Source organism: Chromobacterium sphagni (assembly GCF_001855555.1).
Lineage (GTDB): Bacteria > Pseudomonadota > Gammaproteobacteria > Burkholderiales > Chromobacteriaceae > Chromobacterium > Chromobacterium sphagni.
Window position 1 is genome coordinate 21705 of record NZ_MKCT01000030.1, and the last position, 26858, is coordinate 48562.

The 26858-nt window shown below is 65.5% G+C and carries 14 protein-coding genes and 1 pseudogene; 11 read left to right on the top strand and 4 right to left on the bottom strand.

What is annotated here, in order from left to right; translation table 11 throughout:
- Positions 1 to 4 precede the first annotated feature (4 nt).
- From BI344_RS13315 to BI344_RS13350, 9 genes are all read left to right on the top strand, one after another.
- The gene (locus BI344_RS13315) at positions 5 to 805 is read left to right on the top strand and encodes a DesA family fatty acid desaturase (protein ID WP_083338988.1); all 801 of its coding nucleotides are present in this window, start codon (positions 5 to 7) and stop codon (positions 803 to 805) included.
- Between the two features lie 188 nt (positions 806 to 993).
- Positions 994 to 8955, top strand: a complete 7962-nt coding sequence (locus BI344_RS13320; RefSeq protein ID WP_083370209.1) for a SpvB/TcaC N-terminal domain-containing protein — start codon at positions 994 to 996, stop codon at positions 8953 to 8955.
- A gap of 85 nt (positions 8956 to 9040) precedes the next feature.
- Entirely contained in the window at positions 9041 to 9769 is a 729-nt protein-coding gene (locus BI344_RS13325) for a hypothetical protein (RefSeq protein WP_071113387.1), read from the top strand.
- A gap of 23 nt (positions 9770 to 9792) precedes the next feature.
- Positions 9793 to 19143 carry a Tc toxin subunit A-related protein gene (locus BI344_RS13330; protein WP_071113388.1) on the top strand — a complete coding sequence of 3117 codons (9351 nt, stop codon included), beginning with the start codon at positions 9793 to 9795 and terminating at the stop codon, positions 19141 to 19143.
- 235 nt (positions 19144 to 19378) lie between these two features.
- A complete protein-coding gene (locus BI344_RS13335) occupies positions 19379 to 19603 on the top strand; it encodes a hypothetical protein (protein ID WP_139167019.1) in 225 nt (74 codons plus the stop codon).
- A 198-nt stretch (positions 19604 to 19801) separates the two neighbouring features.
- Positions 19802 to 20635 carry a BON domain-containing protein gene (locus BI344_RS13340; protein WP_071113390.1) on the top strand — a complete coding sequence of 278 codons (834 nt, stop codon included), beginning with the start codon at positions 19802 to 19804 and terminating at the stop codon, positions 20633 to 20635.
- A gap of 189 nt (positions 20636 to 20824) precedes the next feature.
- Positions 20825 to 20971 carry a lmo0937 family membrane protein gene (locus tag BI344_RS24010; RefSeq protein WP_139167020.1) on the top strand — a complete coding sequence of 49 codons (147 nt, stop codon included), beginning with the start codon at positions 20825 to 20827 and terminating at the stop codon, positions 20969 to 20971.
- 106 nt (positions 20972 to 21077) lie between these two features.
- Positions 21078 to 22016 (top strand): DnaJ C-terminal domain-containing protein, encoded by a 939-nt coding sequence (locus BI344_RS13345; RefSeq protein WP_071113391.1) that lies wholly within the window; start codon positions 21078 to 21080, stop codon positions 22014 to 22016.
- A 6-nt stretch (positions 22017 to 22022) separates the two neighbouring features.
- On the top strand, positions 22023 to 22358 hold the full coding sequence (locus BI344_RS13350; protein ID WP_071113392.1) for a chaperone modulator CbpM: 336 nt from the start codon (positions 22023 to 22025) through the stop codon (positions 22356 to 22358).
- On the opposite strand, the gene BI344_RS13355 is transcribed toward BI344_RS13350, so the two are convergent.
- The 3 genes from BI344_RS13355 to BI344_RS13365 all read right to left on the bottom strand — a co-directional run bounded on the left by BI344_RS13355 (position 22355) and on the right by BI344_RS13365 (position 25023).
- The gene (locus tag BI344_RS13355) at positions 22355 to 23656 is read right to left on the bottom strand and encodes an NRAMP family divalent metal transporter (protein ID WP_071113393.1); all 1302 of its coding nucleotides are present in this window, start codon (positions 23654 to 23656) and stop codon (positions 22355 to 22357) included. The genes BI344_RS13350 and BI344_RS13355 overlap by 4 nt on opposite strands.
- A gap of 186 nt (positions 23657 to 23842) precedes the next feature.
- Positions 23843 to 24013 carry a CsbD family protein gene (locus BI344_RS13360; protein ID WP_071113394.1) on the bottom strand — a complete coding sequence of 57 codons (171 nt, stop codon included), beginning with the start codon at positions 24011 to 24013 and terminating at the stop codon, positions 23843 to 23845.
- A 269-nt stretch (positions 24014 to 24282) separates the two neighbouring features.
- Positions 24283 to 25023: a Crp/Fnr family transcriptional regulator gene (locus BI344_RS13365; RefSeq protein ID WP_071113395.1), complete on the bottom strand. Its 741-nt coding sequence runs from the start codon at positions 25021 to 25023 to the stop codon at positions 24283 to 24285.
- 190 nt (positions 25024 to 25213) lie between these two features.
- On the opposite strand from BI344_RS13365, the gene BI344_RS24015 reads away from it, so the two are divergent.
- Positions 25214 to 25360, top strand: coding sequence for a lmo0937 family membrane protein (locus tag BI344_RS24015; protein ID WP_139167021.1), 147 nt, complete (start codon positions 25214 to 25216; stop codon positions 25358 to 25360).
- A 214-nt stretch (positions 25361 to 25574) separates the two neighbouring features.
- Here BI344_RS24015 and BI344_RS13370 read toward each other — a convergent pair whose 3' ends face one another.
- Positions 25575 to 26210, bottom strand: a complete 636-nt coding sequence (locus tag BI344_RS13370) for a sterol desaturase family protein (RefSeq protein WP_071113396.1) — start codon at positions 26208 to 26210, stop codon at positions 25575 to 25577.
- A gap of 418 nt (positions 26211 to 26628) precedes the next feature.
- Here BI344_RS13370 and BI344_RS24905 point away from each other — a divergent pair.
- A pseudogene (locus BI344_RS24905) lies at positions 26629 to 26858 on the top strand (Crp/Fnr family transcriptional regulator); the annotation flags it as partial.

Genomic DNA, 26858 nt, shown 5'->3' on the forward strand with positions numbered 1-26858 from the left:
GTCCATGCTACAAGGCCTGCTGAATCTGCCATGGTGGGGAAACGCGCTGGCGGCGCTTGGATTGACCCACATCACCATCGCCGCCGTCACCATCTTCCTGCACCGGCATCAAGCCCACAGGTCATTGCAGCTGCATCCGCTGGCCAGCCACTTCTTCCGTTTCTGGCTATGGCTGACCACCGGCATGGTGACCCGGGAGTGGACCGCGATCCATCGCAAGCACCATGCGACAACCGATACTGCGGCCGATCCGCACAGTCCGCGCCGCTTTGGCGTCTGGACGGTGCTGTTGGAGGGAGCCGAGCTGTACCGGCGGGAAAGCCGTAACGCCCTCACGCTCGGCAAATATGGCGCAGGCACGCCGGATGACTGGCTGGAGCGCCGCGTGTACGCGCGCCACTCGCAGCTGGGCGTCGGCCTGATGCTGCTGGCCGATCTGCTGCTGTTCGGCCCGATCGGGCTGAGCATATGGGCAGTGCAGATGTTGTGGATTCCGGTGTTTGCCGCCGGGGTGGTGAATGGTGCCGGGCATTATTGGGGCTATCGCCGCTTCGCCACCGATGACTATTCGAGAAACATCGTTCCCTGGGGCGTGCTGATAGGAGGAGAAGAGCTGCACAATAATCACCACGCCTATGCCGCATCGGCCAAATTGTCCATCCAGTGGTGGGAATTTGATATCGGCTGGATGTATATCCGCCTGTTGGAAGGCTGCCGCCTGGCCTCGGTGCGCAAGGCGGCGCCCGCATCGCTGGCAAGCGCTGCCATTCCAGAGGCGATGCGGTCGCACTGGAGGCCGCGATGATTACCGTTAATTGGGCGGTTTCGCTTGGGCCGGCCTCATTTGCGAGAAGAGATAACGATGGTGAATGAATAATGATCGTCCTGCGGCAGGGAATGCGGATTGCGCCGTAAGGATGATTTCGTCATTGAGGGGTGAAACCTGTCCATGAAGCGCGGCATGTCAAGGCATGCCGGCTTGCAGGAGGGTATATGCCGGAATCGTTTCCTGTTGCGCCAGACGCTTCCCCTGGGGAAGACGATGGTTTTTTGGTCCGCGCGCCAGGCTTGGACCTGCCCAAGGGCGGCGGCGCGATGCGCGGCATCGGCGAGACGTTCGCGACCAATCCGGTGAGCGGCACCGGCACGCTGACCTTGCCCCTTCCGATCTCCCCCGGCCGCGGCGGCGTCAGTCCGCAATTGTCGCTATCTTATGATTCCGGCGGCGGCAACGGCCCCTTCGGCATCGGCTGGCAATTGTCCTTGCCGATGATTTCCCGCCGCACCGACAAAGGCCTGCCGCGCTACCTCGACGCGGAGGATTCGGACAGTTTCCTGCTGTCCGGAGCGGAGGACCTAGTGCCGACGCTGCCGCCGCAAGGCGGGCTGGACGAGGCCATCCGCGATGGCTACCGGATCCGGCGCTACCGGCCACGCATCGAGGGCCTGTTCTCGCGGATAGAGCGCTGGACGCGGTTGAGCGACGGCGATGTCCACTGGCGCAGCATCAGCCGCGACAATGTGATGACCTGGTACGGCATCGACGCGCACAGCCGGATCGCCGATCCGGCCGATCCGCGGCGCATCTTCAGCTGGTTGATCTGCCATAGCGTGGATGGCAAGGGCAACGCCATGGTTTACCGCTATGCGGCGGAAAACGCCGACAACGTCGATCCGGCGCAGGCCAATGAGCGTAATCGCGCGCGCGGCGCCAACCGCTATCTCAAGTCGGTCCGCTATGGCAACCGCCAGCCGCTGATGCTGGACCCCGGCGCGCCGGATTTTCGCGCCGCGCGGTTGACGCTGGACGCGTTTGCCGCCGCCGACTGGATGTTCGAAGTGCTGTTCGACTACGGCGAAGAGCGCTATCAGGAGCAGGGCCAGCCGGACGGCGACTGCCACGCCGCGCTGCAGCCCGGCGCGGACGCCGGCCGGGGGTGGCCGGCGCGGGCCGATCCATTCTCGGTTTACCGCGCAGGCTTTGAAGTGCGCAGCTACCGGCTGTGCCGCCGGGTGTTGATGCTGCATCATTTCGCCGAAGAACTGGCCACGCCCGACTATCTGGCGCGCAGCGCCGACTTCCGTTACCGAGAGACGCCGCGCGGCTCCTTCCTCATCGGCGCGACGCAGTCCGGTTTCGCCATCAGACCCGGCGGCGCCTATCTGAAACGCTCGCTGCCGGAACTGGAGCTGGATTATTCCCGCAGTCCGCTGGACGATGCGCGGCAGGAGGTGTTGCCGGTGCGGGCGGTGGACGCCGCTAGCCTGGACCATCTGCCGGCCGGCGTCGACCCGTCGCGCTATCGCTGGGTGGATCTGGACGGCGAAGGCATCGCCGGAGTGCTGACCGAGCAGGGCGGCGGCTGGTTCTACAAGCCCAATCTGGGCGATGGCCGGCTGGGGGCCGCGCGCCTGGTGTCGCCGCGGCCGTCGCTGGCCAGGCTGAACGCCGGACGCCAGCAGTTGCTGGATTTGTACCGCGACGGCAATCTGGAGCTGGTGGAATTCGATGCGCCGCAGCCAGGCTTCTATCCCAGAACTCGCGCAGCGGGCTGGGAGCCGTACCGCACGTTTCCCTCCTTGCCCGACCTGGACTGGCGCGACGCCAACTTGCGCTTCATCGACCTGACCGGCGACGGCCATCCCGACATTCTGATCACCCGCGACGTCGCGTTGAACCTGTGGCACCCGTCGCTGGGGCCGGACGGCTTCGGCGCGGAGTTGCGCGAGCACCCGCCATGGGACGAGGAGCGCGGCCCACGGGTGGTGTTTGCCGATGGCAGCCAGTCGGTGTTCCTGGCCGATATGAGCGGCGACGGGCTGACGGACCTGGTGCGCATCCGCAATGGCGAAGTCTGTTACTGGCCCAATATCGGCTACGGCCGTTTCGGCGCCAAGGTAGAAATGGACCAGGCACCGTGGTTCGACGACAGCGCCGGCTTCGATCAGCGGCGCATCTTGCTGGCCGACACCGAGGGTTACGGCGCCACCGACATCCTGTATCGCGGCCGCGAGGGTGTCAGCGTCTATCTGAACCAGCACGGCAACAGCCTGTCGGCGCCCCGTCTGCTGACGCAGATGCCGCCCTGCGATAGCGCCAGCTCGGTGACGGTGGCGGATTTCCTGGGGAAGGGCACCGCCTGCCTGCTGTGGTCGTCGCCGCTGCCGGCGCACAGCCGCCGCCCCTTGTGGTATTTGGACCTGATGGACGGGGTCAAGCCGCATCTGCTGGTGTCGGTGCGCAACAATCTGGGCGCGGAAACTCGGGTGGAATACACGGCGTCCACGGAATTCTATCTGGCGGACCAAGCCGCCGGCGCGCCATGGCTGACCCGGCTGCCGTTTCCGGTGCAGGTGGTGTCCCGGGTGGAAACCCGCGACCTGATCAGCGGCAACCGCTTTGTCAGTCGCTACAGCTACCATCACGGCTATTACGACGGATTGGAGCGCGAATTCCGCGGCTTCGCCCGTGTGGACCAGTGCGACACCGAGGCCTATGCGGCAGGCGGGGCGGAAGGGCCGCCCGCTAATTTCAATCCCGCCTTCCTGTCGCCGCCGGTGCTGATCCGGACCTGGTACCACACCGGCGCGCAGGATCCTGGCGGGCGGGTGTCGCGCCAGCTGGAGCGCGAGTTCTACCGCGAACCGGGTTTGTCGCCGGCGGAGGAGGCCGGCATCCTGTTGGACGATACCGTGCTGCCGCCCGGCCTGTCGCCGCAGGACATTCGCGAAGCCATCCGCTCGCTGAAGGGCGCCAGGCTGCGGCAGGAGGTCTATGCGCAGGACGGTCTGCCGGAATCGGCGCGGCCGTATTCGGTGGCCGAATCCAACTTCACCATCGTGCCGGTGCAGCCGCGCGGCCCCAACCGCTACGCGGTGTTCTTCACCCATGCGCGCGAGGCGCTGGAGTTCCATTACGAGCGCAAGCTGTTCGCGGTGCGGGGCGGCGAGACAGTCGAGCCGGCCGCGGCCGGCTGCGCCGCCGGCGTCCGCTGGCTGGCCGACCCCCGTGTTTCTCATGCGATGACCTTGCAGGTGGACGGCTACGGCAATATCCGGCAATCGCTGGCGCTGGCCTACGGCCGCCGTTTCCGCGACGGCAGCGCCCATCTGAGCGAAACCGACCGCGCCCGCCAGCGGCAGCTGCAGGCGACCCTGGTCAATGCCGACTACACCCATGCGCTGGACGAGGCTGACGCCTACCGCGCGCCCTTGCCGGCTTCTTCGCTCAGCTATGAGTTGATTCACCTGGCGGAGGCCTGCGCCGCCGGCCCTGTCCGGCCGGAGGTCGCCGGACTGCTGCGCTTCGATACGGTACGCCAGTTGCTGTCCCGGCCTGACAACGGCGCAGTCGAGCTGCCGTACGAGGATGTCTTCGCCGCTGGCGCGGTGCTGCCGGTGCTGTACCGGCGTCTGGTCAACAGCATCCGCACCCTTTACCGCAGCAATGACCTCAGCCGGCTGCTGCCGTGGCGGTGTCTGGAGTCGCTGGCGCTGCCCGGCGAGAGCTACAAGCTGGCGTTCACTGCCGGATTGCTGGCCAGCGTTTATGAGTCCGGCGGCGCGCAGCGCCTGCCGGATCCCGGCCAGGTATTGGCTGGGGCTGGCGCCGACCTCGGCGGCTATGTCGAGCTGGACGGGCCGGGCCGCTGGTGGATGCCGTCAGGCCGCAGCTTCTATCATCCGGAGCCGGCCGCCACGCCGGCCCGGGAACTGGCGGAGGCGCTGGCGCACTTCTTCCTGCCGCGCCGCTTGCGCAACGCTTTCGGCGCCGACGCCTTCATCGACTATCAGTACGATCTGCTGCCGCTGCGCACCCGCGACGCGCTCGGCAACGCCGTCAGCGTCGCATACGATTACCGCGTGCTCAAGCCGCGCCTGATGGTGGACCCCAACGGCAACCGCAGCTTCGCCGCCTTCGATGCGCTGGGCCAGACGGTGGCGACCGCGTTGCGCGGCAAGGAAGGGGAGAGGCTGGGCGATACGCTGGACGGCTTCGGCGCGCGCGACGCCGACCCGCCGCTGGCGCGGCTGCAGGCTTTCGCCGCCACCCCGCGCGCCGAGGCTGTCGCCATGCTCAAGGGGGCCACCACGCGGTTTGTCTACGATTTGCACCGCTACCGCCGCTGCGGCGAGCCGCCTTTCGCCGCCACGCTGGCGCGGGAAACCCATGTCAGCGATCTGCAACCGGGGCTGGCGCTGAAAATCCAGGTGGTGTTCGCCTACTCCGACGGCTTCGGCCGGGAAATCCAGTCCAAGATTCCGGCTGAGGGCGGAGACGCGCCGTTGCGCGAGCCCATGCGTCTGCTGCCGGACGGCGATGCGGTGCCGGCCGCGCTGCTGCTGGACGGCGAAGGCCAGCCCTTGCTCGGGCCGGCGCGTGTGCGCTGGGTGGGCAAGGGCCGCACCGTATTCAACAACAAGGGCAAGCCGGTCAAGCAGTACCAGTCCTTTTTCAGCAGCACCCATTTGTTCGAGCCGGAGCGGCAGCTGCGCGAGACCGGCTTCGCCTCGATTCTGCTTTACGATCCGCCTGGCCGGCTGGTGGCCACGCTACATCCCGACCACAGCTACGAGAAAGCGGTGTTCGACCCCTGGTCGCTGCAGAAATGGGACGCGAACGACACGGTCACCCGGCTGGATCCGCGCGCCGACCCGGATGTCGGCGGCTACTTCAGGTTGCTGCCGGAAACCGACTATCTGCCCAGCTGGTATGCGCAGCGCAGCGATGGCCGGCTGGGCGAGGACGAGCGCAACGCGGCAAGGCGGGCGGCTGCCCACGCCGACACCCCCGAACTGAGCTATATGGACGCTCTGGGACGCACCGTGCTCGCCATCGCCGACAACGGCGCCATGGGCAAATACCCGACGCGCACCGTGCTGGATATCGAGGGCAACCAGCGCTCGGTGCGCGATGCGCTGGGCCGGACGGTGATCCGCTACGACTACGACATGCTGGGCCACCGCATCCATCAGGCCAGCATGGATGCCGGCGAGCGCTGGATGCTGCACGATGCCGGCGACAAACCCATCCGCGCCTGGGACAGCCGTGGCCATGCCTTCCGCATCGCCTACGATCCGCTGCGGCGTCCCCTGCGGCATTACGTGTCCGGCAGCGGCCCGGCGGCGGATGCGCGCACGCTGGCGGGGGAGGCGTTGTTCGAGCAGACGGAATACGGCGAAGGCCAGCCCGACGCCGCCGCGCGCAATCTGCTCACCCGGGTCTACCGGCAATACGATGCGGCGGGCATCGTCACCAGCGAGCGCTACGATTTCAAGGGAAACGTGCCGGACACCGCGCGCCAGCTGCTGCTGGACGACCAGGCCTTGCCGGATTGGAGCCGCGGCGGCGAAGTCTTCCGCAGCCGCACGGTATTCGATGCCTTCAACCGTCCTGTCCAGATGCTGGCGCCGCATGGCGAACAGGCGGGGGACGTGTTCAATGTCATCCGTCCGGATTACAACGAAGCCAACCTGCTCAGCCGGATCGATACCTGGCTGTCGCTGCCGACGGCGCCGGCCGGCCTGCTGGAGCCGCAGTCGGCCAGCGAGCGTCTGGTCGCCCATATCGAGTACGACGCCCAGGGCCAGCGCACGCGAATCGCGCTGGGCAACGGCGCGGAGACCGATTACGCCTACGACCCCGTCACCCTGCGCTTGCTGCGGCTGAGCACCAGCAAGGGCGGCGCGCGCTTCCAGGACCTGGCCTACGTCTACGATGCGGTGGGCAATATCACCCGCATCAGCGACCGTGCGCAGCAAACGCTGTATTTCGACGGCGGCGCGGCGCAGCCGGGACACGACTATGTCTACGATCCCATCTACCGGCTGATCGCCGCCGACGGGCGGGAGTTTTTCCTGGCCAATCACGGCCCGCAGCCTTCCAGCGCAAGCGACCGGCCGCGGGTCGGCCAGAGCTGGCCGGGGAATCCCCAGGCTGTCCGCGGTTGGAGCGAGGAATACCTGTACGACGCAGTGGGCAATATCCTGCAACTGCTGCATCGCCATGGCAGCCTGGCGGGCAGTCCGGGCGAGCCGCTGTGGGCGCGCGACTACCATTACGCGCAGCGCAGCCAGCTGGAGCCGGAGAAAACCGGCAATCGCCTCAGCCACAGCAGAGTAGGGCAGGACGAGGAACGCTACGGCTACGACATCCATGGCAATGCCGTCCATCTGCCGCAACTGTCGGCGCTGGAGTGGGACTTCAAGGATCAATTGCGTCGTTCGGCGCGGCAGCGGGTGGCGGATGGCGAAGACGGGCGGCAGGCTGAAACCACCTGCTATGTCTACGACGCCGGCGGCGACAGGGTGCGCAAGGTGACCCGGCGCCAGAACGGCAGCCGGCTGAGCGAGCGGATCTATCTGGGCGGCTTCGAAATCTATCGCGAGTACGACGCCGACGGCCAGCGGATATTGCTGCAGCGGGAAACCCTGCACCTGATGGCCGGCAAGCAGCGGCTGGCGCTGGTGGAGGCCAAGACGCTCTCGAGCCGGCCCAATCCGTCTCCGGCGCGGCTGATCCGCTACCAGTTCACCGACCACCTCGGCTCCAGCAGCCTGGAGCTGGACGATAGCGCGCGGATCATCGGCTACGAGGAGTACTACCCCTACGGCAGCACCGCCTATCAGGCGGCCAACCGGCAAATCCGGGCGGCGGCCAAACGCTACCGCTACACCGGGATGGAGCGGGACGAAGAAAGCGGACTCAACTACAACCGCGCCCGCTACTACCTGCCGTGGCTGGGGCGCTGGCTGAGCTGCGACCCGGTGGGTCTGCAGGGCGGCATCAATCTGTACGCCTACGCTGCCGGCAACCCGGTGGCCCACACCGACTCGCGCGGCACCGCCTGCGACCCGACCGTCGCCACCTGCATGGATTTCGAAGGCCAGGAGATCAACTTCACCGCCGGCAATTTCCGCGAGGTGCCGTTTGCGCTGCATGTCGACGAAATCGACGCGGTGCGCGGCAATCTGGCTGGCGGCGTCGCCGGGTCGCCGTCCGACCCCGCCAACAAGCAGATGCTGGATCGCAATACCAACAGCCTGAGCAAGAGCAATTTCATCATGGCCGCGCCGCCGCCCAACCGCCCCAGCGTGTCCATCGCCACCGACCCGGACGAAGCGGCCAACCGCTTTCTCACCGGCCGGCTGTCGGAGATCGATGAAATCAAGGCATTGGCCGACGACGCCACCAGCAACACCGCGCCGGGGGTGCGCACCAACGCCGGCCTGCGCTACCGGATGGCCAGAGACCCGGTTGTCAGGGGATTCGTCGCCTCGTTGGGGATAGATCCGGACAACTTGACGGTGCAGACGCCGTCAGGCGTGGCGCAGCGTCCGACCGGCAGTTCGGTCAACTTCACGCCGCGCGATGCGGATGTCAATCCGCAAACCGGGCAGGTGGTGCCGGGGCCCAATACGGCGGCGGCGATGCTCCGGAGGACTGCCGCCCAGGTGGCGGCGGCCGAGGCGGAGCTTGAGGGCGGCAGCTCTGTGGCGCCGCCGTTGATGACGCCGTCCGCGCCGCCTGCCGGCAGCACGCTGGGGCGGCTTGGCAACGCGGCGGCGGATACCGGGGTAAGGGTGTTGCCCGGCGCCGGCGAGGGGGTGATCGTGACAGAAGCGCTGGGCTATTCGGCCTTGCGCATGGGTTTGACCCGGGTGGGGGCGGCAGCGCTCTCCGGCGTCGAGGCCGGCGCGCCGCCTGCCTTGGCCGGCGCCGTGATCGGCGTTCCCGCCGGCAATGCCTTTGAAGGCGCGGCGCGCGATGCCGGCCTGGGCAGCACCGCCTCGGTCGGAGTGGGAACCGTGGGCGCGGTGGCGTACGGCGCGATGGCCGGGGCAGCGGTGGTGCTGGCGCTGGCCACCGCGCCGGTTTCGGTGCCGGTGCTGGCCGGCGCGGCCATCGTCGGCGGCTTGTCGGCGGGCTTCGCCTACTTGATGTCGCATATGTGACGGGGGATGGCCGCGGCGCGCCCGGCTTTGCCGCCGGGCGCGCCGCCGGATTCATGATTCGCGGCTTGCAAGGAGTCACAACGCCATGTCTGCACTCATCGTCATTCGCCTGACACCCGCCGCGCCCGTTGACGCCGGCACTTTCGCCACGTATCTCGACGGTTTGCAGATCCAGGCATTCGATCTGACCTTCGGCAGCGTTCCACAGGGCGTGTCGGCGGGGCCGGCGGCGCGTTTCATCGCGCCGACTTCCAGCCCGATCGCGCCGCTGCCGGCGCCGCCGGAATATGCGGCGCCGCCGACCTACGACCCGGCCACCGGCATCGTCCAGCATATTGAAGTCGAAATCGGTCCGGTGTACGCCGCAGCCGCGGTCGCCACCGCGGTGATCCCGGTGAGCGCATCCACGGCGCTGGAAAACCTGCGCGTCGTGATGACGCGCGGCGGCATCGGTCTGCCGGTGAGCGAGGCGTTCTACAATGTGCAGATGGATGCCGGCACGCCGACGCCGGACCAGTTTCAGGGTTTGGCCGTCACCAGCTGCTATCTCACGCTGCCAGCCGTTTCCAGCAATGGCATCGCGATCGGCCTGCCTGCCGATGGCTCGCCGCCAGCCTTCGACACCCTGGTCGGCGCCATCGCCGCAGTGCTGGGCATGGATCCCGGCGGAGCCATGCCGGCGTTGGCCAGCCTGACGCCGGAGCAATGCGGCCATATCGCCCATGAAATCGCCTGGAGCGCGCCCGGCCCCTTGCCCGGCCCGCCGGATGCCCTGGAAAACCTGTACACCAATCCCCCGATTCCGGTCTGCTGACCGATCCTGAAGAACAGAAACTATTGCAATTCCAGGGGGCGCTATCGTCGTATTACGCGCCCAAGGACGCCAACGCCCAGTTGTTGACCACTTTCGTCTACGCGGCGGCGGCGGCGTTCGCCTGCCAGCAGCTGTCGTTGCAGGCCAGCCAGGCGCTGTTCGAGCTGCCGGTGGATGCCGGCGTCAGCAGCGGCGGACCGCTGGGCTCCACCGAAGTGCTGCTGCTCAACCCCGCGGGCGGCGTCTTACCGGTGAGTTTCGGCGTGCCGGCGGCGTATTTCTATGCCTTGTCCGCCAATATGCCGCCGCAGGTCAGCGTTCCACAGCGCTTTACGATGGCGACCGGCGAGCAGGCGGCGCGGCTGTTGTCGCAACTGGCCCAGGCGGTGAGCGACGGCACTGTCACCGATCACGAGCAAATCAACGGCGCCGGGGCGCAGATCAATCCGGCTCAGGCGGCGCGCCGTCTGAACGCGTTGGGCGTGGAGGGCAGCAACTCGCGGCCGCGGTGCCCGGTGGACGCGGATATCGCCACCGTGCTTGACGACTGGCTGGCCTACGGCCTGGACTGGCCGGACGCCGCCGCCCATCCGATCAACGAGTTCTGGATCACGGCCAGCCCTGCCGGCGGCGAGGCAGTCAGCCATCCGGTTGAATATCTGGATTTCGTGTTGGCGGCGTTGACGCAAGGCTATGTGCCGCCAGGGGGTGCGCAGTCATTGACGCAACTGGTGCTGGCGGGGTTGAGAATCACCCCGGCCGGCGGCGCGCTGCCCGCTACCGTGGCGCAGCTGGCCGAGGCGCAAAGCACCGATTGGCGGACTTTCTTCATCTCCAGTCCCGGCTGGCCCGGCAACCAGTGGTTGCCGCCGTTTACCGGCGGAGGCAGCGCCGAAGCCCGGCTGGCGGCCTTCATCATCTATATCCAGCAGTTTTTCTCCGCCGCGCCGCCGGCGCAGCCTACCAGCTACGCCGCGGCCAATCCGGCCGCGCCGCCGCTGCTGGCCGCGCCATACACCGACTGGATAGGCCAGGCGCTGTCTGCCTATCCGTCCGGTCCCATCGTTCTTGGCAACGGTTTTGATCCCGTATTGATGGCGGCGGCGATAGGGCAACTGCTGCGGGATGATGACGATGCCCAGGCCTGGCTGCTGCAGGCCTTGACCGCGCTGGACGCGCTGGCGGCGCTGGTCAAGCCGCTGGGACTCGACCCCGGACTGGGGTTTTCCGTGATGGAGGCCCTGTATGCCCGCGGCCTCACCGCCGCTGCCGACATCCTGCCGCTGTCGCCGGCCGAATTCGAAACCTCGCTGATCGGTAGCGTGGCCTATGACTATGCGGCGGCCATTTTCAGCAATGTCGGCGGCAATGCCAACCCGCCGCCGGCGCCGGGGCCGTTTGCGCCGGTCAATCCCGGCAATCTGGTCAATTGCCTGCCGGCGCCTTGCCGTTCGCCGCTGGGCCGGATCGAATATCTGCACGAACTGCTGCAATTGTCGCCCAGCGCGACTTGCGCCAATCCTCAAGCTGCGCCGGCCAAGGGCCAGACCACCCTGGCCGACGCGCTGGCCGGCCGGCGCGGGCCGTTGGCGCAATTATTGGCCAGTTGCGCCAATCTGGATATACCCTTGCCCTTGATCGACATCGTCAATGAAAACCTGGAGAGCCTGGTCGCCACCGTTCCGGCCCAGTCGCAGGGCGTGGTGTACAACACCGCCGGCGACCAGCTGGACGACTATCCGCTGTGCGCAACCCAGTGCTGCCCGCCTGCTCACGCCGAGGGCGATCCGGCCTGCCATGACCCGGCCACCCTTTACGCAGCGTTGCCCGCGTACTCCAGTCCGGCGACGCCGGTCGCGGCACCGGCGGCCTATGCCGCGCTGGCGAACGACTTTTCCGCGCCGGACCTGCCGTACTCGCAGCCGTTGGACGTCAACCGCTCCTACCTGCGCCACCTGGGCACCTCGCGCTTTGCCGCCATGCGCCGCTTCTGTCGCGACATCACCGAGTTTGTCCACGACAGCGCGCTGGCGCCGCCCGTGTTCCAGGCGCACTTGTGGCGCTACCCGCTGAGCCTGGATCTGGCCCTGGAATATCTGTGCCTGGCGCCGGGCGATCTGCCCGGCGGGCAGGGCGAGGACCGCGGCAGCGATGGCTGGCGATGGTATGGCTTCAGCGCCGCGACCAGCAACAAGGTGCCGTGGACGCGCGCGTTGTCGCAGCCGGGGGCGTTCCTGTCCCGAACCGGCCTGAGTTGGTGCCAGTTGGTGGAGCTGCAGCAATGCGGGGTGGCGCCGTTCAGTTTCAGCGCGAGCAAGGACGGCAAGCTGCCCGAGTGCGAACCCTGCTATCCCAACCAGTACGCGCTGGTTTTCGGCAGCGCCGTCGCCGCCCAGGCCGGGCTGGGCTTGCTGGGCGTGTTCATCCGGTTATGGCGCAAATTGCAGTGCTGCGGCACTACCCGCCTGAGCATGAATGACCTGGCCGACATCTACGCGGTACTGTCGCCGATCGCCAGTTGGGCGGACTTTGTGCGCCAGTTGGCCGCCATCCTGCTGTTGCACGAGGCCTTCCACGTCGAGCTGCGCGACCGCGGCGACGACGGAGCCGGCAGCGGCGCCGACCGGCTGCACATCCTGGCGCTGTGGTCGGGACCCGGCGCGCGCAAGTGGGACTGGGCCGTGCGGCAGCTGCTGCATGGCGTGGGTCCGGCGGCGAGGCGCCATCACGCCTGCGGCGAGCGGCTGCCGCAGTTCATCAAGCTGCTGGCGCGCAATCTGGACCCGTTGTCGCGGCTGGCCGGCTTCGATCCCGCCGGCGCCGGCCTGGAGTGGCACGCCCGTCCCGCCGCCACGCTGCGGTTTGCCGAGGTGCTGGGCAAGTTGTACGCCTCGTCGTTCGAGGTCGGCGAGCTGCTGTATCTATTCACTGCCGACAGCCAACTGGATGGCGGCGAAGCTTTTCCGCTGCAGACCGCCAACGAAGCGCTGGATCAGCCGTTTGGCTTGCCGGACGACGAGGCGGAGGCATCGCTATGGCGGCTGCGGCGCGCCTTGCTGGCAGCGGAGGCGGCTGCGGACGCCGCCGCGCATTGGAGCTGGAGCCGCATGAGCGCCAGCTTGCGCGAGGATTTCGCTTATCAGCCGCTGGCCGGGGTCGATCCGTGGCTGGCGCTGGGCCAGCATTTCTTCCCGGATATGCTGGGCGCGGCAGCCGGGCAGCGACAGTTCCGCGCCGCGCTGGCCAGCACCAATCCCCTGATGTGGAACACGCCGCTGGACGGGCCGTTCCAGTACGATGCCGCTACGCACGAGCTGTGGGCGCAGCTGCCGCTGCGCGACGAGGCGGTCATCGCCAAGCTTGCCAGCCTGAGCCCGCTGGCCATGCCTCAGGAGCGGCAGGCGGTGGAGAACGTCTATTTCCTGCCGCGGCTGGCGCTGGCGCCGTTCGCTTTTTTGTTCGACGACTACGCCGCCGCCGAGCGCGCGCTGATTGAAACCGCCGACGAGGCCGAGCGCTGGGTATTCTTCCAGCGCCAGTTCGCCCTGGCGCATGTCCGTTGCCGCTGCATCGCCGAGCATCTGGCGCGCCATGTCGGTTGTGCGGCCGGCATCGAGCATGCTTGCCCCGAGGCGGCGTGGATGGTGATCCGCAATCTGTACGGCGATGAGAACGCTGGCCTGGCGCCCTGGGAGAGCGATGCCGGCGCCGAGCCGCCGGTCGCCTGGAAACCCAGGCCCAACGGTTGCGGCTTTGCCGCGCTGCTGGGCCTGGCCGGCACCGGCCTGCTGGGCGAGTACGCCAGCGGCGGCGACGCGGCGATATGGCGCGAGCTGCGCGGGCCGCTGAGCGCGTTCGACGCGGCGCGCAACCGCCGCAACAGCCCGCAGCCGCTGTTGATTCCGGCGCTGGACGCCACTCTGTCGACGCGTCAGCTGCAGCAGCTGACGCTACGCAACGGTTTTGCGCTGGCGGACGGCAGCGGCAGCCTGTTGGGCGGAGTGCAGGGGTTCACAGTGCGCTGGAGCGGCGTACTGCTGATCGAGGAGGCCGGCGATTACCGCTTCTTGGCCGGCGCGCCCACCGCTGAAGGCGAAGCGCCGGATTTCGAGCGGGCCGAGGCTTGCCGTTGGCGCGTCACCCTGCAGCGCGGCCAGCGCAGCTGGCAGGTGTTGAACCACCAGTGTGAAGACCAGCAGGAGCATGCCCGGTCCGAGCTGGGCCTGCAGCGCGGCGCTTACCAGCTGAGCATAGAATTCATCCAGCCGGCGCCGGAGCTGGACGATTGCGGCTGCGCGGCCGAACCGTTCCACACCGGCTTCCAGCTCAAGTACCGCGGGCCGGACAGCTGCGATTGTTGGGTCGCCTTGCCGCTGTGCCGGCTGTATCAGCAGCAGAAGACCGCGCCGCTCAGCCACGGCATCCGGCTGCCGGAGGACAGCGCGCTGGGCAGATATCTGGACGCGCGTTACAGCAGCTCGCTGCGCGACATCCGCCGCACCTATCAGCGCGCGTTCAAGGCCATGCTGTTCGCCAGCCGCTTTGGGCTGTCGGCCGAGCCTGCCAGCGACGACGGGCAGTCCGAACTGGGTTTCATGCTGGCCAATCCAGCCAATTTCGCCGGTCGGTCCTATTACCTGTCCGCTGGCGGCTATGCCAGCCATGAGGCCGGCTTCGACTTCAACTTTCTGCCCTTGTTGGACAACTACCTGCCGCCGGCGGCCAGTGTGGACGACCGGGTGGCGCCTTCGCCGCAGAGGGTGCAGGCGCTGTTCGACTGGTGGGAGCGGATATTCGACTACGCGCGGATGCGCGACGCCACCCGCGCCGCGCGCGCGCGGCCGGCGTGGCTGCTGTTCCACGATGCGCAGCAGCAGCAGCCGGCGGATCCGGCCTATCTCACCCGCCACATCGGCGTCGATCTGGACTATGCGGAGGCGATGCTGCGGCGTTTCGACCAGAGCGCGGGCGCGGTCTACAGCATAGACAGCGCCGATTTGCAGGACGACCGCTGGGCGGTGCGGGTATGGCATGCCGACGGCTGGATGCGCGAACTGCTGCATGACTTCGCCGCGCAAGACCCCGGCGCGGCGCGGCCCTGCCTATGGGCTTGCAACGATCCGGGCAGCGCGCTGGCCGGCCAGACCGACAGCGGCAATGCCAATCTGGCGGGCTTCGCGCAGCGCGGCGAGTTCGCCAACGGCAAGCCGCAGCGCTATCTGGCGCTGCGCCGGCTCAACGATTGCCTGCGCGAGCGCGCCCGCGCCGCGCTGCTGTCCTATCTGGTCAACAATAACCGCGTGCCGCTGCCATGGAGCGGCTTCGCCACCGCGCCGGACGATCTGTCGGCCTTGCTGCTGCTGGATGTGGACAGCGGCGTCTGCGAAAGCGCCAGCCGTATCGAAGAGGCCATCAGCGCCGCGCAGAACTTCATCCGCCGCGCCCGGCTGGGGCTGGAGGCGGGCTGGCCGGTGAGCGGCGAGTTCGCCCGCTTGTGGGACCGGCAGTTTGCCAGCTTCCAGACCTGGCGGCGCTGCAAGGAGCGCAGGATATATCGGGAAAACTGGATGGAATGGTCGGAGCAGGCGAGGGCCGGCGAGGTGGAGGCCTATCGCTTGCTGAGCAGCGAACTGCGCCGCAGCACGCTGTCCGTCGCGGTTCCCGGCGGGCTGGAGTGGTGGCCGGATCAGGCCCCGCCCAGTCATGATGGGCTGACGGTTTTGCAGAGGCGCGAGCCCTCCGGGCTGCACCGGTTTCCGCCGCGCCAAGGATTGGGGCTGCAGGGTTTGCCGGACCGCGATGGCCGGCTTTCCTGGCTTGCGCCTTTGGCTGGCGCCCCGCCCGGCCAGGGCGGCGATACCCGCAACCCCGCTGGCGTGGCCGCGGTGGCGGGCAACGCTGCGCTGGCGGTGGCGGCCAGCCAGGCGGCGGGTCCCGCCTTGCCATTCTGGCTGGAGGCCGCAGTGAAGATGGGCCGGCGTTTCTACCGGATAGCGGCCGGCGGCGAGCCGATGGCCGGCCACGCTTTCGCGCCGCAAGCGGACGCGCCGGCCGACGGCTGCTGCCGGTGCTGCGGCGAGACGCATCCGCCGCTGAGCGACGAATACTATTTCTGGCTGGAGCCGGCGGAGGCATTCAACGAGCCCGCGCCGACAGCCGGGGCGGACGTGGAGCCGCACAACTTCCAGTATGGCTTTCAGGATGATCTGTACGCCGCGGCGCAGCAGGAGGCCACCTTGTGGCAAAGCCCGGCGCAGCTGCCGCAGCTCTTGGCCTGGCCGGCGGCGCCGGTGGTGGCGCTGGCCTGGACCCGTTTGCACAACGGCCAGTTCCTGCCGCCGCGGCGCTCCGGGCAAGGCGTGCCGGTGAGCGATGCGGCCGGCGCCGATTTTGTGTTCCTGGGCCGCCATGACGACTCGCTGACCTTCTCGGTCAGCGGCGCGCTGCCGCCGCCTCCCGGCTACAACGATCCCAGCGCCCCCGGCTTCCGCTACGATCTTGCCAGCGACAGCGCGGCGGTTCTGCCGCTGGTCGCCGCGGCCGCATCCAGCGGCATCGCCTATCCGGGCGGGCTGCCGGCGTATCCGTTCTTCTTGTACGCGGACCGTGGCGCGCCGCTGTTTCCCGGCAGCCTGTACGCGCCGGCGCTGGCGGTGGCCTGCGTGCTGCGCGAGCATTGCCGGTTCGAGTCGGCGGTAAAATGGCTGCAGCTGGCTTTCGATCCGTTGCATCGGGATAACACCTGGATGCGTTGCAAGCAGACTGCGGAGCCGCTCGACGAAGCCGACGACAGCGTCCATGTCGGGGCGACGGACAACGGCCAGGGATGCTGCAACAGCGCCGGCATCAACGACACGGTGGCACGCAATCGCTCCATCCTGCTGCAGTTGCTGGATACGCTGCTGCAGTGGGCGGATGCGCTGCTGCGCAAGGCCACGCCTGAGGCCTTCCAGCAGGCGCGGCTGCTGATGGACACCGCCGCCGGCATACTCGGGCCATTGCCGCTGACAGCGGAGAAGGCGGCGTTGGCCGATGGCATGACGGTGGGCGATTTCGCGGCGGATTTCCCGCCGCTCAATCCCAGATTGCTGGCGTTGTACGACAGGGTGGCGGACCGGCGGGCGCGAATCCATCGCTGCGAAAACAGCCGCCGCTTGCGCAATGGCAGGGAGGATCGCGACGTGAGGTACTTTGGCGAGCCCGGCCTCGGCGATGGTTGCTGCCCGGCGCTGACGCCGTGCCCGGAGCCCTGGGGCAACTGCCAGATCTTCAGCCCTTACCGTTTCGAGTTTCTGCTGGGCAAGGCGCAGCAGTTCGCCGCCAAGGCGCGCGAGCTGGGCGGCGCGCTCTTGTCGGCCTACGAAAAGGGCGATGCCGAATATCTGGCCGCGCTGCACGCCCGCTTCGAGAACGAGCTGTCGGAGTTGACGCTGAGCGTGCGGCAAGACCAGTGGCGCGACGCCGACTGGCAGATCGAGGCGCTGCAGAAGACCAAGTCCGCCAGCCAGGCCAATCTGCTGTATTACACCAATCTGCTGAATAATGGCCTGATCCCCGACGAGCTGCAATACCAGGACCTGACCAGCAGCGCGATGGTCACCCGCGCGGCCGGCAACACCATCGAGGCGATAGGGGAGGCGATCAAGCTGATTCCCGACGTGTTCGTCGGCACTTCCGACTACGTGCAGCTGCCGGTGGGCACCAAACTGGCGGGGATGTTCGAGTCCATCGCCCGCATCATCAATGTGGTGGCTGACATCGAAAGCGCCACCGCCGGTCTGGACCTGACCAATGCCGGCTGGGAGCGGCGCGCCGACGAATGGCTGCACCAGACTCAGGTGCTGCCGATAGAAATCCAGCAGATCGAACGCCAGATCCTGGGCGCGCAGCGGCGGCGCGACCAGGCGTTGCGCGAGCTGAATGTCCAGCAGCGGCAGATCGAACAGGGCCGGGAGGCGCTGGACTTCCTGCGCGACAAGTTCAGTTCCGACGCGCTGTACCTCTACCTGCAGAAAGAAACCACCGGCCTGTACTGGCAGGCCTACGAGCTGGCGCTGCAGGCGGCGCATCAGGCGCAGCGCGCTTTTCATCTGGAGCGCGGCGACGACTGGCGCCGTTTCATTCCCACCGAGGGCTGGGACTCGCTGCGGGAAGGGCTGTTGGCGGGAGATCGGCTGGATCTGGCGCTGGCGCGGATGGAGAAGACCTATCGCGACGAGAACCTGCGCGAATACGAGTTGACCAAGCATTTTTCGCTGCGGCTGCATTTCCCGCTGGCCTACCTGCGATTGCGCGCCACCGGCCATTGCGAGATCGAACTGCCCGAATGGATGTTCGACGCCGACTATCCTGGCATGTATATGCGCCGCATCCGCAACGTCAGCCTGACTTTGCCCTGCGTCGCCGGACCGTACACCGGTGTGCATTGCCGACTCACTCTGCTGAGCAGCGTCACCCGCGTCGATCCCAGCGCCCGGCCGCCGGCGCACCATTGCTGCGGCGACGTCCACGACGGCTGCGACTACGAGGCCTGCTGCTGCGACGATCCGCGGCTGTTGCGCCAGTATGCAGCGCGCGAGGCGATAGCCACTTCCGGCGGCCAGAACGACAGCGGGTTGTTCGAGCTGAACTTCCGCGACGAACGCTATCTGCCGTTCGAGTTCCACGGCGCGGTCAGCCGTTGGCGGCTGGAGCTGCCGCCGGAGAATAATCTGTTCGACTTCAATACCCTCAGCGACCTGATCCTGCATTTGAACTACACCGCGCGCGAAGGCGGCGAGGCGCTGCATTGCGAGGCGCAACGCTGCGCCAGGCGGCACCTGCCGGGCGACGGCTGGAGCCTGCTGGAAATCCGCCACGAGTTTCCTTCGGCCTGGGCGCGCTTCCAGCAGGATGTATGCGGGAAGGAAGGGAGGGATCTGGACATCGAGCTGCAGCGGCGCCAGTTTCCGTATCTGCCTGGCGGGCCGGACATCGTCATCGGCGAGTTTGCGCTGCTGTTCGAGACCCGCGGCTGCGATCCGCGGGCGGAGTACTGCGTGCAGGCCGCCTGGTTGCGGCCGGCTTGCGACGGCGACGAGACGGCGTGCCGCGACATCCGCTGCTTCGCCAGCGCCGAGTGGCCCTGCCTGTACCACGGTCTGCAGGCGTTGCCGCGGCGCTGCCTGGGTGAGGCTGACGGGCAGCCGTTGCGGCTGTGCTTCCGGGTGCGGGAGACGGTGGTCGCGCGGATGTTCCTGCTGTGCCGCTACCGGGCGCAGCAGCCCGCCGAGCATTGCCGGCAGCCTGATCCGCAGCCATGCGCCGATCCGCATTGCCTGTGCTGCGGCGGCATTGGGAAGGAGGCAGGCCAGCGCGCGGCTGACCGCCACTGAAAGCCGGAGCGTGGCGGTTTGTGCGCCCGTTCTCTTGACGGTTGCTCATCGATCCGGAGCCGTCGATGAAGTCGCGGCCGCCATGATTCATTGGCCGGGTGACGCGTTGCCGCGAAATCTGTCCAAAGAAACGGTTTGGTTGGATGGCGCACCGACATGTCCCGGCGCTTCCGGCACCGTATTGGCACCGACGTCTTGCAATGTCGCGGGAGGCCGGACTCATCGGAGCATGATCATGGACCAACTCAATCAACAGGATACCGACAGCGACCTTTCCAGAAAGGCCGAACAGGATAAGAAGCCCTTTTCCGGCCAATCCTCCCCGGAGGGCGAAACGACGCCGCATCCTCAGGAGCATCGCTATTTCGACCCGGTGGTGTGCGATCCGGCCGATGAGCCGATAGAGCATGATTTGAAGGCCTACGGGGCCTCCAACGACGATCAGTCGGAAATTGACTGAGTCGGCAGTCTGAGCGGATGTCCGGCCCCGCGACAGGCCGCGCGCCTGGCCGGGACATGGCGGCGCGATGGCCGGAAGCGCCAGATTTCAATGGTACTGCAAGGCGGAGGCTGATCGTTTCGCCGATGCTAAACGATCATGGCCCCGCGCACGACCCGGCTGTCAATCCGGCTGAGTCGCGCCACCGTGGAGAAGCACATGAAACTCTCTTCCAGAAATCTTGTTTTGACCGCCGCCATTCCCTTGGCCCTGATCGCCGGATGCGGCGAGGCGATCGCCAATCCCCGTTCCCAAGAAGTCATCGACGCGCGGCAAGAGGCCCAGATCGCGACGACTTATGCCTTGAATCCCTATCTGCGCTACAACAATCTCAAGGTGACCGTGTCGCAAGGCACCGCCACCTTGTCCGGCAGCGTGGAGGATGATGTCAACCGGGATTTGGCCAAGGAGATCGCGCTTGGCGTCAGCGGTGTGGGCAAGGTGGATAACAATATCGTGATCCAGAGCAATCAGGATCCGCAAACATCGGCCTATGCCGGAGAAGCGATCGACGACAGCACCATCACCGCCTCCATCAAGTCCAAGCTGTTCTGGAGCCAGCGCACGGAACGGCTGCCGATCACGGTCAAGGCCGACCGGGGCCATGTGGTTCTGCGCGGAACGGTTGACAGCCAGGCGTCCAGGAATTTTGCCGGCCGTCTGGCCCTGAGCACGCGCGGCGTGGTGTCGGTGGAGAATCAGCTGCAGATCAATGGCAAGCTGCCGGTAGCCGCCACCTATGGCGCGCAGGAGGGGGTCAAGGCCGAATTGTCCGATAGCTGGATCACGACAAAGGTCAAGTCTACTTTCCTGTATTCCAGTAATGTTTCCGGCTCCAATATCGCGGTCAGCACGCTGCACGGGGTGGTGACCTTGAGAGGCATGGTGGACACCGGCGCGGAGCGGGCGTTGGCCATCGAACTGGCGCAGAACGTGCGCGGAGTGAAAACAGTCAAAGCGGCCAACTTGGCCTTCAGCGCGCCGGCGCAATAGCCTGGCGCGCGTGTTGGTCGCGCATCGTGCGGACATGGGCGGCTGGCCGCCGCCGCGCCGGTCCTGGCGTTGCGCGATGCCGAACGATCCTGATGATGGCGCGCGTTCCTACGCACCGACCCGGCCAGGGCTTCGCGTCCTGGCCGTTGCGATGTCGACCGTTGTCGGGACGTCCGCCGGGAGAATGCCATGTTTGAAACCATCATTGTGTTGCTGCTGGTTCTGTGGGCGTTGGGCTTGTTGACCGCCTTTACGATGGGCGGACTGATCCATATCCTTTTGCTGCTGGCTGTGGTGGCGATACTGGTGCGTTTTATCCAGGGGCGGCCGCTGTAGCCATGGCAAGGCCGCGCGCGACGGGACGGGCCATATTGCATGGAAGCTTGCCGAGGCTGGCCAAGGTGGCCCGATTTGAGCAAGGCCATGCTTGGAGTCTGCCGCCATGAAGTTCCATGACTTTTACGAAACGCTGGGCGTCCCGCGCGATGCCCCGCAGGAAGAGGTCAAGCGAGCCTATCGCAAGCTGGCGCGCAAATTCCATCCCGATGTCAGCAAAGTGCCGGAGGCGGAGGCGCGCTTCAAGGAGCTCGGCGAAGCTTACGCGGTGTTGAAGGACCCGGAGAAGCGGACGGCCTACGATTTGATGGGCAGCGGGTTGAAGGCCGGACAGGATTTTCAGCCGCCGCCTGGCTGGGATGCCGGCTTTGAATTCAGCGGGGACGGTTTCCGTCCGGAGACCGGCGCCGATCAGGATGATTTTTTCGAGGCCCTGTTTGGCAGGCGCACGCGCGGCGCGGCGCGCAGCCACGCTCATGGCGCCGGGCAGGATCACCACGCCAAGGTGTTGATCGATCTGGAGGACGCTTACCGCGGCTGCGAGCGCAGCGTGGCGTTGCGCATGCCGATGCAGGATGCTCAAGGGCATGTCGTTCTACAGGCGCGCACGCTGATGGTGGCCATTCCCAAGGGCATACGCGCGGGCCAGCATCTGCGTCTGGCGGGACAGGGCGGTCCGGGCGCGGGCGGCGGTCAGCCGGGAGACCTGTATCTGGAGATTGAATTCAGGCCTCATCCGCTATTTCGCGTTGACGGCCGGGATGTATTTCTGGAGCTGCCATTGGCGCCATGGGAGGCGGCTCTGGGCGCTACGGTGGAGGCGCCGACGCCCGATGGCCCGGTCCAGCTCAAGGTTCCGCCGGGCTCGGCGGCGGGCAGGCAGTTGCGGATGAAAGGCCGCGGGATTCCTGGGGCGACGCCTGGCGATTTATACGTGGCGCTGAAAATCTCCTTGCCGCCGGTTGCCAACGAGCGGGACCGCGCAGCCTATCTGGCGATGGCGGATGCCTTCGACTTCAATCCGCGCGGCGCGCAGAAAGGATAAGCCATCATGGATCATGACGGGACGGCACCGATTCAGGGCTTTGTGGTGGAAGAACAACTGGAGCTGACGCTTGTTGAACTATGCCAGGCCTGTCATGCGGACGAGGCGTTCGTAGTCCGCTGGGTATGGGAAGGGGTATTGGAACCGTCGGGAGACACTCCGCAGAACTGGCGCTTTCGCGGCGATGCGCTGCGGCGCGCGCGGATGGCTTGGCGTTTGTCGCGTGACCTGGAGATCGACTCGGCAGGCGTGGCGCTGGCGCTGGATCTGCTCGATGAGCTGGCGGCCCTGCGGGCCCGCCTGGAGCGCGCCGGGGGCGACCATGGTCCGGCGGCGCGCTAGCTGGGCATCAGCATTCGCGCCACTGCGGCGCCCATTACCACGGTTGCGATCCAGGCCAGGATGATCAGATACCTGCCTGCGGTGAAGGCGCCCATCACCGATTTTTTGGAAACCAGCATGATGATCACCACCATCAGCGGCACCGCCACCACGCCGTTGATCACCGCGCTCCAGAACAACGCCCGCATCGGGCTGATCGGCGAGTACTGGATGCCCAAACCCAGCAGCATGCTGACGGCGATAATGCTGTAAAAGCCGCGAGCATCGCGCACTTTGCGCTCCAGTCCTTCCTTCCAGCCCATCACTTCGGACACCGCGTACGCGCCTGAACCAGCCAGGACGGGAACGCCGATCAGGCCTACGCCGAGAATGCCAAGCGCAAACAGCAGGTAGGCGGAATCGCCAGCCAGCGGCCGCAGCGCGCTGGCGGCCTGGCTTGCGGTATCGATATGGGCGATGCCCGCCGTGTGCAGCGTGACGGCCGTCGCCAACATGATGAAGTAGGCGGTGAGGTCGGAGTAGAGCATGCCACTCCAGGTATCCCAGCGGATGCGGCGCAATTCCGGCGCTGCGGACCGTTGGTCGCGGACCAGCGCGATGCTGCCCTTGACGGCGAGCATGTCTTCGACCTCTTCCGACGCCTGCCAGAAAAACAGGTAGGGGCTGATGGTGGTGCCGAACACCGCTACCACCACCGCCGCGGCATTGGCGTCGGGAGTGAACCGTGGCCAGACTGTGCGCAACGCAACCTCTTCCCACGGCACGTGGACGGTGAACAGAACAGCGGTATAGGCCAGCAGCGAGAGGGTAAGCCACTTGAGGAAGAACACGTAGCGGTGATAGGGAATAAACATCTGTTGCAGCAGGATGCCGAATACGAAGCAGGCGGTCATCAGGTGGCGGTTGAGGCCGGTGATCAGTTCGGAGACCTCTCCCATCGCGGCGACGTCGGCGGCGATGTTGAGAATATTGGCGATCAGCAACAGCAATACCACCGTCCGCAGCACCGCAGGTGGGAAGGCATCCTTGATATTGGCCGCGAGCCCCTTGCCGGTGACGCGGCCGATGTCGGCGCACATCGATTGCACGGCGGCCATCAAGGGGAAGGCCAGCGGCATGGTCCAGAGCATGTTGAGGCCGAATTGCGCGCCGGCCTGGGAGTAGGTGGCGATGCCGCTTGGATCGTCGTCCGCTACGCCGGTGATCAGCCCCGGACCGATCCGCGCCAGCGGATGCGCCTTGATCCGGCGCCAGAGCCGCCGCCAGGGTCTTGCCAGCGCCGCTTTCCTGGCTGTCATGGGCATCTCCCGCTCAATTGGCAGCGAGTATCGCAATCTTGGCCGAAAGACCCGGCGCCGCCTATGGACGCCGCGCCTCTCATCAGCAAGTCATTTCATGCGGCATGGCTGGGGGATGGCGGCGACCCTCGCTTCCGGGCTGCTTGCGCTCGTCCAGGAGGGCCGCAAAGGACGGCATGACGCCCTTTATTTCTTGAGGTCTTCTTGCAACTTGCCCACATTGGCCTGGGTCTCGCCAAGGATTTTCTCCTGGCGTCCCCTTTCTTCCAGCTCCTTGTTGCGCACCACCTTCCCGGTGGCTTCCTTGACGGTGCCGGCGACTTCCTTGAGCTTTCCCTTTACCTGATTCTTGTTCATGCTTTTCTCCCGTTGATTGAGCGCGATTGCATGCCCGCGCGCCGAGGGCGCGTTCCTGCAATACGCTAGGACAGTAAGCCGTAATCGGGAAAGGGTATGTGCGACAACGCACAGTTACCGGAGAAAAGAGAAAAGGCGCTGACGCATGTGTGCCGCGATCAGCCAAGCTCCAGCCTGCAGCATGATCAAGCCACGGCCAAGGCCAATGGAATCCCATCGGGAGGGCTTGTTCCATGGCGAAGCCGCTTTCAGCGGGATTGGCATCCTGATCATTTGTTTTTGTTTTTCGCAATATAGGGCAGCAGACGGTCGGTTTCCTTTTTCACCACGGCATAGCATTCGCAGCTCATCTGCTCCAGCCTGGGGCGGTCGAGCACTGTGATATGGCCGCGGTTGTACGCGATCACGCCCAGCTTCTGCAATTTTCCTGCAGCTTCGGTCACGCCTTCCCGGCGAACTCCCAGCATGTTGGCGATCAACTCCTGCGTCATGGTCAGATGGTTGCTGGGCAAGCGGTCCAGCGACAGCAGCAGCCAGCGGCACAATTGCTGGTCAATGGTGTGGTGCCGATTGCAAACCGCCGTTTGGGCCATCTGCGTGATCAGGGCCTGGGTGTAGCGCAGCATCAGCTGCAGCAGCTCGGTGTGTCGATTGACTTCTTCCTTGAAGCGCGGGCCGGACAGGCGATAAGCATGCCCGCAGCTCTGCACGATAGCGCGGCTGGGGGTGCTTTCCCCGCCCATGAACAGCGCCATGCCGACCATGCCCTCGTTGCCCACCACCGCTATTTCCGCCGAGGCGCCGCTTTCCATCACGTACAGCAGGGATACGATGGCATCTGTCGGGAAGTAGACATTGCGCAGGGTGTCGCCCGATTCGTAGATCACCTTGCCAAGCGGCAAGGGCACTTTTTCCATATGCGGGTTCAGCCGGACGAGAGCGTCGCTGGGCAAGGCCGCCAGAATATGGTTCTGCTGCAATGATGCGCGTTCTGGCACGGTGATTTCCATACGGACTCCTTGTGCCGGACTGCATTGGAGCGGCACTGAATATGAGCATCATCTCGGAAGGCTACTGGACATCCAGCCGACTCAGCCGATGGCAGGTTTGTGTCGCCACGCACAGACATGGTTGCGGCTTTGCGTTCAATCTGCCAATGGGCAGAAATGGTTTTGCCAAACCGCAGCTGGAGATAATGTCATGTTTGAAATAATCATCATTTTTCTATTGCTCCTATGGACAGTTGGTATGCTGACCGCTTTCACTATGGGAGGACTTATCCATATCCTTTTGGCGGTGGCGCTGGCCATTTTGCTGGTGCGCTTGATTCAACGCCGCCCAATTTGATTCGGCGGCGGAAAATCAGATTGGCCGGCTTGCGGCAAAGTGATCAAGCTAATCATCAAGGCCAGCGGATAGATCGCCATGGTAACGCGGTAATTCCATGCTGTTTTTCCATAAAGCAGCCAACCAAACCCAAGCAGGGCTGCCGTCGCTAGGCATGCCGGAGTTTTGTCGGTGGTCCGGAGTATTTCCGGCATTACTTGCCGCGCCGGCCTGATCAATGGAGCCGGCGCCTTAATTTCCTGAATCCGTTTGAGCGCAAGCATGGCGGCTCATGGCCGTGAGCTGGGACTGCAGTGCGTGGACGACGCCGATCTTTGCTGAACAATTGATCCCAAAAAGCGGTGGTTACTCCATAGTATCCCGATGGCTCGGCTTGCTGGTGATGCAGCGCATGCCAGAGTTTCCGGCGCCGCCACCAGTTGTTTTTCGCATGCCAGTGATGAATTGCATGATGCGTAATCGAATATGCCAGATATCCTGCCATGATTCCGACAGTCAAAGCGCCCGCGCGCCACGCTCCGGCCACCGCCATGGCTGGAAGAAATATCAGCATGACGATCAATGTCAGGCTTATGATGGTTGGCGTGAAGATCAATGCCTGGGGCCGAGTATGGTGCGCCGCATGCCAGCCTTTGAATGGCTGGAAACCATGGAGGACAAAGCGATGCAACAAGTATTCGATCAGGCTCCAGCTAATCAGGCCCATTAAGGGCAGGGCTATCATTTCCAGCCCCGGCACATGCGTCCAGGCGGTGGAAAGCGTCAGCAGCAATAAGGCCAGCAATATGCCATAAATGACATGGTCGGCCATGTAGGCCGCTTTGCCGTGCTCCAGCGCGAAGATTCCCATTCTCTTCCTTTCCAGTCTGGCCCCTAGCTTCATCGCAAGTCTGTATTTCAGTCATTGCGGAACTTTAGCGGTGTTATGTGGAAATTGTCTGTACGGCACCGAACAGAATGAAAATATTTCAACAGCTTGTGGTGAATTTATTGTGCGATGCAAAATATGATTGAATGTATTTCAGCTTGCTCGTTTTTTCAATCATTTTCGTTTTTAAATTTTTGTATTTTTTGGAAAAATCATTTTTTTGAAAATGATTGGCCGTAGCGTCAGGGATGGGCGGGGCGCGGTACGCACATGGAAATCCAGACCATTTTCGCCCGCGCGGTATCAGGCGGATTTTAATTTTTGTACGCTAGAAAACAGTCGTGATCGGCGATGTTCGGTAATTTGGATATTCCGTATGCGGTGCTAATGGAGCGTCATCTTGCCTATCATCGAGAATCATCTGCTCAGATTGCTGCCCATTGATGACCGGAACCGTTTTTTGTCCCGATGCCAGCAGGTGGAGCTGGTTCCGGCGGAAACCCTTTGTCAGCACGATAGCATCGCGAAGCATGTTTACTTTCCGCAGCGCGGCCTGATTTCTCTGATCGCCCAGGACAGGGACCATCATCAGCTTGAAGTCGGGATGATTGGAGCCGAAGGGGCGTTGGG